The sequence below is a fragment of the Streptomyces dryopteridis genome (assembly GCF_049606955.1).
In the GTDB taxonomy this organism is placed as follows: domain Bacteria; phylum Actinomycetota; class Actinomycetes; order Streptomycetales; family Streptomycetaceae; genus Streptomyces.
The window spans coordinates 1252853-1262500 of sequence record NZ_CP187114.1 but is presented as its reverse complement, the minus strand read 5'-3'; the positions used below and the strand labels follow the sequence as shown (position 1 = coordinate 1262500).

Sequence of the window (9648 nt, the reverse complement as noted above, 5' to 3'; positions counted from 1 at the left end):
AGGTCTCCTCGATCGCGCCCACCAGGCCGTACCCGGCGTTGTTGACCACGATGTCGATCCGACCGAAAGCGGCCAGTCCCTTCTCCACCGCGTCCGTCATCTGCTGTGGGTCGGTGACGTCCGCGCTCACGGCCAGCAGAGCCTCCGGGCCCTCCGGGTGGGCGTTGAGCACAGTCGCCGCGTCCCGGGCCGTCGCGACCACACGGTGTCCTCGCGCGAGTGCTTCCCGCGTGATCTGCGCGCCGAGACCGCGCGAGGCGCCGGTGACGAACCAAACAGCCATCTTCTCCACCTTCCTTCGCAGGCCCCCATGGCCGACGGGCTCGACGCTAGAACCTAGAGTCGGGTCGAGATCAAGCACCTGTGTGACGGGGTTGTGTGATGGGGGGCCCATGGACCTGAGCATCGGCGAGGTGTCGCGGCGCAGTGGGCTCAGCGTTCACGCACTGCGGTTCTACGAGCGGGAGGGGCTGTTCGCCAATCCCGTCCGCCGTCTCTCCAACGGCCGTCGGATCTATCACGAGGAAGACCTGGAGTGGCTGGCGATCTGCACGAAGCTGCGCTCCTCCGGCATGTCCCTCGCGACGATCCGGGAGTACATCGACCTGGTCCGTGAGGGACCGGGCAACGAGCCCGACCGCCTGGCTCTGCTGCGTCGACATGAGGGGCACGTCGAGTCGCGGATGCGGGAGCTCCAGGAGGCCCTGGACGTGATGCGGTACAAGGTCAGGATCTACGAGGAGCACCTCGCACGCGGGGACGCCGATCGCTTGTGGAACCCCTCCCGCTCCCACCCCACCACCGCCGGGTCCCCCACCGAGACCGAATCCGGGTCCGGCGCCTGTCGGGAGCGGCAGGCGCCGACGGGCACGTGATCGTCTCGGCTTTCACCGGCTCGTGCGCGGGAGGCGGAGGGCCGGGAGGAGGGCGAGGGCCAGGACGCCCGCCGTCACCAGATAGACGGTGCGGAAGCCCTGCGGGCCGGTGCCGAGGTTGCCGAGCAGGACGGAGACGAGGGCGGTGCCCACGGAGGCGCCGATCTGGGAGTTGATGGCCAGGGCCGTGCTCGCGGCGCCGGCACGGGCCCGGGCGAGTTCTCGGCTCGCGGTGGTCATGGTCGGCATCATCACCATGCCCGCCCCCACGCCCATGGTCATCGAGGCTGCCACCACCCACCAGGCCGGTGCGTCCTTCACCCCGGTGGCGAGGCCGGTCAGGGCCATGCCGAGGGCCGCGATCGCGATGCCGGTGGCTATCAACCGGCGCGGGGACAGCTTGTCGACCCGGCGTGAGGCGATCTGCATGGCGGTGCCCACCACGAGTCCCACCGGGGCCACGAGGAGTCCGGCGGCCGTGCTGCCGAGGCCGCGGGTCTGCTGCCAGTAGACCGGGGCGAGCAGCATCGAGCCGAAGTAGCCGAACGTGAAGAGGGCCAGCGTCCCGATCGCGGCGGCGAAGGTGCGGTCGCGCAGCAGACCCAGGTCCAGCAGGGGCGCGGCGGTGGTCAGGGCGCGGCGGACGAAGAGTCCGATCAGCAGGAGACCGGCGAGGGTGGGCGCACCGCTGCCGAGCAGGGTGATCTCCCCGAGTTCCGCTCCGTGCGCGAGGCCGAACAGCAGCAGGGCCAGGCCGGGCGAGAGGGTCAACAGTCCGGGCACGTCGAGCTTGGCGGGGGTGGGGCGGCCGGATGTGGTGTCGCTGTTCGCGGTGGGAGCGTCGGTGCGCAGGAGTTTGCCGGCGAGGGCGAGGGCCGCGATGCCGATGGGCAGGTTGACGAGGAAGATCCAGCGCCAGGAGGCGGTGTCGAGGAGCCAGCCGCCGAGGGCGGGACCCGCGACGGGTCCGATGAGGATGGGTACGCCGAGCATGGCCATGGCGCGGCCGAGTCGGGCGGGTTCGGCCGTGCGCATCACCATCGCCATGCCCACCGGCATCAGGAGGCCGCCGCCGAGGCCCTGGAGGGCGCGGAAGGCGATGAGGGAGGGTGCGCTCCAGGCCAGTGCGGCGAGTACGGAGCCGAGGGTGAACAGGGCGAGGGCCGTGAGGTAGGTGCGCTTGGCTCCGATCCGGGCCATGGCCCAGGCAGCGGTGGGGATGACGGCCGCGAGGGCCAGGGTGTAGGCGGTGGTGGCCCACTGGATGGTGGCCAGCGGTGCGGCGAATGCCTCGGAGAGGCTGCGCAGGGCGACGTTGACGATGGTGGTGTCGAGGACGGCCATCATCGAACCGATGATGAGGACGCCGAGCAGGCGGTTGATCGGGGTGCCCGTGCTTCGGCCGGGTTCGCCGGCCCGGTCGGGGATGGGATCGGTCCGGGTGTCGGGGTGTGTGGTGCGTACGGGCATGACAGGTTCCCCCCTGTGGGTGATGGGTTGTGTGGAGCGGGGGGCGCCGGCCTCCCGTGCCGCCCCTTTCAGTAAAGTACAACGGTCGTTGCACTTCCACAACGGTCGTTGTAATTTTTTCCCGAGGAGTTGCCGTGCCCGTATCCCGCGATCCGGCCCGAGCCCGTCGACGGCCTTCCCAGGAGGAGGAGACCTGGCTGGAGCAGGCCCTGCGCGAGCTCACTCCGCGCATGGTGGAGAAGCGCATCGCGATGGTGCGTTCCGCGTGTGCCGTGTTCGGGCGGGACGGCTACTCCCGCGCGTCCGTGGACGTCCTGGCGGCCGAGGCCGGGATCTCCACGCGCACCCTCTACAACCACTTCCCGGGCGGGAAGGCGGAGTTGTTCCGCACGGTGGTGACCTGGACCTCCCACGAGGTGACGAAGGGGCAGCTCGCCCGCGTCGAGAGCGCCCTGCACCCGGCCGACCCCCCGGCCCCGGAGGACCTGGAGGAGGCGCTGCGCGCGACGGGCCGCGCCTTCGTCGCGATGATGGTCGACCACCCCGAGCATTTCGCCCTCGTGCGGCACCTGCAAGCGGAGGCCGCCCTCGTGCCCGACGAGGTCCTCGACGCGTGGACGACCGCCGGCCCCAGCGCCGTCGAAGGTGCCTTGGCCGACGCCCTGGAAGATCTCGCCGACGCGGGCCTGCTCGACGTGCACGGCGACGCCGACACCGCCGCCGCCCATTTCCTGGCCCTGGTCTCCCTGCGGACCACCCAGATCTCCCACCACGGGATCCGGCCGCTGCCCGTCGAGGAGACCGAGCACCTCATCGGCTTGGGGGTGGCCGCGTTCCTGCGGGCCTACGGTCCGCGCGATCCCGCCTGACCAGCTCCGTCCCGTGCCCCGGTGCCCTCCGGCCGCGCCCGTCGTTGGCAGGCCATGACGAAGACCGCACCCCGTCGCGTGGCCGTCCTGTCCGCCGGGGCCTGGGGCACCGCCCTCGGCCTGGTGTGCGCGGACGCCGGACACCGCGTGGTCCTGCACGCGCGGCGCCCCGAGGTCGTCCGGGCCCTCGCCGAGGACCGGACCAACCCCCGGGCCCTCCCGGGGATCCGGCTCCCCGAGGGAGTGACCGCGTGCGCGGATCCCGCCGAGGCCCTGCGGGACGCCGAGTTCCTGATCCTGTCCGTCTCCGCCCAGCACCTGCGCGAGAACCTGGTGCGCTGGGCTCCGCTCCTCGGCCCGGGGACCGTCGTCGTGAGCGCGATGAAGGGCGTGGAGACGGGCAGCGGGCTGCGCATGAGCCAGGTGATCGCCGAGACCACGGGCCTGGGCGAGGACCGGATCGCGGTGCTCAGCGGGCCGAACCTCGCGCGTGAGGTGGCGGCCCGACGGCCGACCACCTGCGTGGTGGCGTGCGCGGACGAGGCGGTGGCCCGGGAGTGCGCCGCGCTCGTGCGCACGCCCGCGTTCCGGCCGTACACCGCGACGGACGTGGTGGGTTGCGAGGTGGGGGGCGCGGTCAAGAACGTCGTCGCCCTGGCGGTGGGGCCGGCCTCCGCGCTCGCTCCGGGGGACGGCGCGCGGGCGGCGCTCATCACGCGTGGTCTCGCCGAGACCACCCGGCTCGGTGTCGCGCTCGGCGCGCGGCCGGAGACCTTCGCGGGGCTCGCCGGCGCGGGGGACCTGCTCGCCACGTGCGCGTCGCCGCTGTCCCGCAACCGGGCCTTCGGGGAGCGTCTCGGCCGGGGCATGACCCCGGGGGAGGCCGTCGCCGCGGGCGGCGGCGTCGCCGAGGGCGTGGCCACCACCCGCGCGGTGCTCGCCCTGGCCCGGGCGCGCGGGGTCGAGTTGCCGATCGCCGAGGCGGTCGGGGCGGTGCTGGCCGGAAGGTTGACGCCCCGGGCGGCCCTGGACTCGCTGACGCGCCGCGCACCCGGGCCCGAACACGTCCCTGAGGTGTCCGGGCCGACCCCGACCCCCACCGGCCCGTCGCACGCGTCGCGACCGTCAGGGCACTGAGCCCCACGGGCCCCGCATGCCGCGGGCGACGCTTCCGTCCTCCTCTGGCACACCCGTTGCGACCTGCCCGAACGTGCGTGTTCGACCCTCGCAAACGGAGGACGTGGTCCCTCCTGACGGGGTGGTCCGCGGGCACTATCGTCGCCGGCGGCCCGACCAGTGGCGAAGCACCGGGAAGCGTGTCGTGCCCTCCGGTGCGCCGCCGCCGGCGCTCGCCTCCACTCCGCCGGCCCACTGCCCAGGAGGTCACCCGTGTCCGGTTCTCCGCTCCCCGCCCCCGGCTCCGCTCCCGACGGTCCTCGCGCGGCGGCGCCCGCCGAGGTCGCCTTCGCCCTCGACCTCACCGGGTCCGCCCTGTACTCCGACCTCGACCGGCTGCGCGACGCGGCACCGGCCGTCCCCGTGAACCTGCCCGACGGGATCGTCGCCTGGTCGGTGACGCGCGGCGACGTCGTGCGCCGGCTGACCACGCACCCGGAGGTGTCGAAGAACGGTCGGGCGCACTGGCCCGGCTACCGGCTGTTCTCCATACCGTGGCTGGCCCTGTGGGTGGACCCGGACTCGATGCTCACGAACGACGGTCTCGACCACCAGCGGCTGCGCGCGCTGGTGGATCACGCCTTCACCCCCCGTCGCATCACGGCCATGCGACCGGGCGTCGAGGCGGTGGTCCGCGCCACGCTCGACGCGCCCCGGCGGGCGGCGGACGCCGACGGGGTGGTCGATCTGCGGGCCGCGTTCTGCGCGCCGGTGCCCACCCGCGTCATCTGCGAGTTGTTCGGGATGTCGCAGGAGCGCAGTCCCGTGATGGTGCGCGCGATCGACGGACTCCTGGACTCCACGGCGCCGGCCGAGGAGGTCGGACGGCACCGGGAGACGATGTACGCCGAGACGCGCGCCCTGATCGCCGCGAAACGGGAGGCTCCGGGCGAGGACATGACCAGCGTGCTGTTGGCCGCGCAGGCCGAGGGCGGGGACCGGCTGGACGAAGGGGAGTTGATCAGCACGCTGTTCCTGATGATCGGCGCGGGTTCCGAGACCACCGTGTCCCTGTTGGAGCACGCGGTCGCCGAACTGCTCGCCCGGCCCGAACTCCTGGCCTCGGTGCGGGCCGATCCTCGGCTGTGGGACGTGGTGATCGAGGAGACGCTGCGCAAGCACCCGCCGGCGGTCCACGTGCCGATGCGTTTCGCGCTCGCCGACATCGACCTCGGGGAGGGTGTCACGATCAGGGCGGGCGATCCGATCCTGATCGGGTTCGGCGCCCACGGGCGGGACCCGGGCACGAACCCGGACCCGTCCCTGTTCGACCTCGATCGGAGCGACCGGCAGCACCTCTCGTTCGGTTTCGGCGCCCACTACTGCCTGGGCGCGCCCCTGGCGCGGTTGGAGGCGCGGATCGCGCTGCCCGCGTTGTTCGAGCGGTATCCGGGGATGAGCCTGGCGGTGAAGCCGGCGGAACTGCGGCGGCTGCCGTCGTTCATCGTCAACGGTCACCGGGAACTGCCGGTCCGTTTGGGCTGAATACGAGCCCGCCCAACTTCTACAAGTCTGTAGAATTATCGGGTTCGAGGGCATCGATCGGGTGCCCCCACCACCTCGTCCAATCGCAGGAGAACCCCATGTTCGACAACCTCAGGGACCTCGCCGAGAAGGCCGGCGAGCTGGCCGGTCGACACGGCGACGCCATCAATCAGGGCCTGGAGAAGGCGGGCGAGTTCATCGACGGCAGGACCGAGGGCAAGTACAGCGACCACATCGACACCGGTGTCGAGAAGGCCCAGGGATTCGTCAGCGGGCTCGGCAAGGACAGCTGACACCCCCTTCGCTCCCATTTCACACGTGAGGCGGGGCACGGCCCGAGCCGTGCCCCGCCTCACGTGTCCCGCGCGTCTCGGGTGCCCCGCGCGCTCAGCCCCACAGACCCGCGAAGTCGGCCCCCACCGTGAGGGTGACCACCCGGGGCGCGGCCTGCGCCGAGGAGACCGGCGCGGCCGTGGTCCGCAATCGGGACGCGAACGCGGCCGCCTTCTCCTCCATTCCCGGCGGGTGGGTGATCGCGGTCCGCTCGACCGGCCCGCCCGCGTTGCCGGTGGAGACGACCACGTACCCGGCGGAGCGCAACTGCGTCGCGACGGCCGCAGCGCGCCCGGGGGTGGTCGTCCCGTTCAGGACGCGCACCTGGATGGAGCCGGCCGTGGACACGGGCCCGGCGGCCAGGCTGTCCCGCGTGACCTCGTGGTCGGAGGCCAGTGACCGGAACAGGGTCCTGGTCTGCGGGTACTGCCAGGAGATGTTCGCCTTGTCGGAGGGCACGTCGGCCTCGCGCGGGTAGTTCGGCACGGTGACGAAGTACAGCTTCTCCTTGGGGATGTCCTGGAGCTCCTTGGCCAGGCCGTAGAGAGGGCCGAGGCCGGCCAGCGCGCTGTCCGTGGTGACGGACTTGGTGGCCGCGCTCATGAATCCGTACACGTCGCCGGGGCTCGTCAGCCGCTCCTTGGCGCGCGCCGCGAGGGCTCCCATGAATTCCTGCTGCCGGCCGATCCGGCCGATGTCGGACCCGTCGCCGACGCTGTAGCGCGTGCGCACGTAGCCCAGCGCCTGTTCACCCTTGACGGTCTGGCAGCCGGCCCCCAGGTCGAGGCGGGCCTTGACGTCGTGGATGGGGTGCGGCGGGCAGACCTCGATGCCGCCGAGGGCGTCCACCATGCCCTTGAAGCCCTGGAAGTCGAGGGTGACGAAGTGGTCCAGGCGCAGGCCGGTGTTGTACTCGATGGTGCGGATGGTGCAGGCCGCGGCCGCTCCGGCGTCGCCCGTGCTTCCGCCGATCGCGTACGCGGAGTTGATCTTGAAGTGGTGGGGGGTCGACTTGGTCCCGTCGCCCCGGTCGCACTCCGGCATCTCCACCCACGAGTCCCGGGGCAGCGAGACCACGGCGGCCCACTTCCGGTCCGCTGCGATGTGCAGGATCATCAGCGTGTCGGACTGCATCGTCGTCAGGTCCTTGCCGTACGACGCGTTGGCGCCCTCGCGCGTGTCGGACCCCACCAGCAGGATGTTCTTCGCCCCGGGGCTCAGGTTGACCGGGCGGTCACCGCCGAGTTGGTCCCCGATCTCCTCGCCCGTGATGTTCTCGTCGAGCCGCTGGTACAACCAGCCTCCGGCGCCCCCGGCGGCCAGCACCAGCGCGGCCAGGACCCCGGCCGACCAGATCATCACCTTGCCCCGCTTGGTCAGCCGACCCCGCCCCGCGGGCGAACCGCCACCGGGGCCCGGCCGCGTGCGCGGCCTGCCTCCGGGGCGACCGCCGGGGCGGGCGGGGGGGCCGTCCGGCGCGATCCGCGGTCCCGGGGTCGTCGGAACGGGCGTGGTGCCGGTGGCGCTGCCGGTGCGGCCGTTGGGCGGGGGCCCCGTGACGCCGCCGAAGGCGCCGGAGCCGGACGTGGTGTCGGCGGCCCGGCCGCGCGCGCCGTCCCGGTCCCTGCCGGGCCCCCGGTTGCGGAGGGAAACATTCATGACGTGGTGCTCACGTACCGTCCCGAGGTGTCCGTCGAGTCCTTCACAGCAGTACCCCCCACGCCCTCGCGGGCCCTGATGACGATCCCCGAACACCTCGCGGGCGGCGAGGCGTCGGACCGAATCCTCAACGAGTCGACGGCCGGCGCGACACGCCCGTCCGCGGGCGCCCGGTGGCGCACGCGGCGGAGGCGGGCGTTCCGGCGCGGGCCGACGGCGGGGCCCGTGCGCGCCCGTACGGGGGCTCTCGGCGGGTGGGTCAGGGGCCGGTGTCGGGGCCCGCGCCGCACGTCACGCGCGGGTGGGCGCGGGACGCGCGCGGGACGCGAGGGTGTCGGCGGCGGTTCGCGGACGGTGGTCACGGCACCGGATCGGGGCGGGGGCGCGCTCGCGGGATGGGACACCCGTTCGGGCGAGTCCGGGGGGCTCCCCGACCGCGTGGGGGCTCCTCGGAGGGGGTCAGGCCCCGGGCCGGGCCCGGTCGGGCGCGGTGTCGCGGACCCACGGGTCGCGCCGACACGCCTCGCGGGTGGCGGCGTACACGGCACGTGCCAGGCGCGCGCCCCACCGGGAGCGGGGCCCGGCGAACGGCTCCGTTGCGGGCCCGCCCGCGCACCCGGCGGCGGGGGCGGCCACGCACACCGCGTCCGTGGGGGTGCCGCTGCCGGGAACTCCCACGTCGAGGAGGGCCTGGGTCTTGGCCTCGGTGGCGGTGACGACGGCGCCCACGAAGGCGGCGGGTGCGAGGGGAACGGGGAGGACCACGAGGATGTTGACGGTTCCGACGGGGTGCTCGGGCGGCTCCGGCGGGGTGGGGGCGGCGGCCCATCCGTGCACGCCGACGCCGGCGGTGACCACGGCCGTGACCCCCTCGTCCGTGTGCCGGCCGTGTGCGGCGACCTCGGCGGCGGTCATCAGGCCGGCTCCTGGGCCGGTGAGGCCGGCGTGGGCCGCGATCTCGGCGAGGTGGGCCTCGGGGTCCGTGCGGGAGTAGCCGGAGGGGACCTGGGCGTTGAGGAACCAGTGTCGTTCGCCGAGTCCGCCGCCGTGGGGTCCGGAGGAGATCATCCGCCACCCCGGGCCGGGCGCCCACAGCAGGTAGGGCAGGGACACGCCGTCCTCGACGCGGTGGCGCAACAGCCCGTGGGCCGGCGGCCGGTCCGGGGCGCCCTCGGCGCGGGTCGGGGTGGGGAACGGGCCGGTGGGGGCGGGTGTCGGGCGCACCCCGCACCCTAACCCGCGGTCCCCGCGCTCCCGGGCGCGTGGGGTGGGTCAGCCGCGGCGCGGGAGGCGGACGACGCTGACGAAGAACTCGTCGATCTGTCGGACGGCCGCGATGAACTGGTCGAGGTCGACCGGCTTGGTGACGTAGGCGTTCGCGTGGAGCTTGTAGCTGCGCAGGATGTCCTCCTCGGCGGAGGAGGTGGTGAGGACGACGACGGGGATCGGGGCGAGCTCGTCGTCCTGCTTGATCTTCTCCAGTACGTAGCGGCCGTCGTACTTGGGGAGGTTGAGGTCGAGGAGGATCAGGTCGGGGCGCGGGGCTTCGGTGTAGGGGCCGCGTCGGAACAGGAAGTCCAGGGCCTCTTGGCCGTCGCGGACGACGTGCAGGGTGTTCTGGATCTTGTTGTCCTCGAACGCTTCGCGGGTCATCAGTTCGTCGCCGGGGTCGTCCTCGACGAGCAGGACCTCGATGGGGTGGAGGGGGTCGGACACGGTGGGGACCGGCCTTTCGGTTTCGGGGCGGGCGGGCGGGTGCGGCCGGCGGACGGGCCCGGTGG

General features: G+C 73.3%; 10 protein-coding genes (1 of these 10 running past the window's edge). 5 read left to right on the top strand and 5 right to left on the bottom strand.

Annotated features, from left to right (window positions below; all coding sequences use genetic code 11):
* A protein-coding gene (locus ACN20G_RS32165; protein WP_424216772.1) for an oxidoreductase crosses the window boundary here: on the bottom strand, nt 1-283 show its 5' portion. Its footprint begins 545 nt before the window's first position; 283 of the gene's 828 nt are visible here — the first part of the coding sequence; the start codon lies at nt 281-283; the stop codon falls past the left edge of the window.
* Between the two features lie 109 nt (nt 284-392).
* On the opposite strand from ACN20G_RS32165, the gene ACN20G_RS32160 reads away from it, so the two are divergent.
* Nucleotides 393-875 carry a MerR family transcriptional regulator gene (locus ACN20G_RS32160; protein WP_424216771.1) on the top strand — a complete coding sequence of 161 codons (483 nt, stop codon included), beginning with the start codon at nt 393-395 and terminating at the stop codon, nt 873-875.
* A gap of 12 nt (nt 876-887) precedes the next feature.
* Here ACN20G_RS32160 and ACN20G_RS32155 read toward each other — a convergent pair whose 3' ends face one another.
* A complete protein-coding gene (locus tag ACN20G_RS32155; protein WP_424216770.1) occupies nt 888-2345 on the bottom strand; it encodes a DHA2 family efflux MFS transporter permease subunit in 1458 nt (485 codons plus the stop codon).
* A gap of 134 nt (nt 2346-2479) precedes the next feature.
* Between ACN20G_RS32155 and ACN20G_RS32150 the strand changes: the two genes are divergently transcribed.
* The 4 genes from ACN20G_RS32150 to ACN20G_RS32135 all read left to right on the top strand — a co-directional run bounded on the left by ACN20G_RS32150 (nt 2480) and on the right by ACN20G_RS32135 (nt 6168).
* A complete protein-coding gene (locus ACN20G_RS32150; RefSeq protein ID WP_424216769.1) occupies nt 2480-3214 on the top strand; it encodes a TetR/AcrR family transcriptional regulator in 735 nt (244 codons plus the stop codon).
* A gap of 54 nt (nt 3215-3268) precedes the next feature.
* Nucleotides 3269-4351, top strand: a complete 1083-nt coding sequence (locus tag ACN20G_RS32145) for an NAD(P)H-dependent glycerol-3-phosphate dehydrogenase (RefSeq protein ID WP_424216768.1) — start codon at nt 3269-3271, stop codon at nt 4349-4351.
* 252 nt (nt 4352-4603) lie between these two features.
* On the top strand, nt 4604-5875 hold the full coding sequence (locus ACN20G_RS32140) for a cytochrome P450 family protein (protein ID WP_424216767.1): 1272 nt from the start codon (nt 4604-4606) through the stop codon (nt 5873-5875).
* 98 nt (nt 5876-5973) lie between these two features.
* The gene (locus tag ACN20G_RS32135; protein WP_424216766.1) at nt 5974-6168 is read left to right on the top strand and encodes an antitoxin; all 195 of its coding nucleotides are present in this window, start codon (nt 5974-5976) and stop codon (nt 6166-6168) included.
* Nucleotides 6169-6262: 94 nt separating this feature from the next.
* On the opposite strand, the gene ACN20G_RS32130 is transcribed toward ACN20G_RS32135, so the two are convergent.
* The 3 genes from ACN20G_RS32130 to ACN20G_RS32120 form a co-directional block, all read right to left on the bottom strand.
* Nucleotides 6263-7567, bottom strand: a complete 1305-nt coding sequence (locus ACN20G_RS32130; protein ID WP_424217416.1) for an LCP family protein — start codon at nt 7565-7567, stop codon at nt 6263-6265.
* Between the two features lie 759 nt (nt 7568-8326).
* A complete protein-coding gene (locus tag ACN20G_RS32125; RefSeq protein ID WP_424216765.1) occupies nt 8327-9091 on the bottom strand; it encodes an adenosylcobinamide amidohydrolase in 765 nt (254 codons plus the stop codon).
* A 48-nt stretch (nt 9092-9139) separates the two neighbouring features.
* Nucleotides 9140-9583: a response regulator gene (locus ACN20G_RS32120; protein ID WP_424216764.1), complete on the bottom strand. Its 444-nt coding sequence runs from the start codon at nt 9581-9583 to the stop codon at nt 9140-9142.
* Nucleotides 9584-9648: the final 65 nt, after the last annotated feature.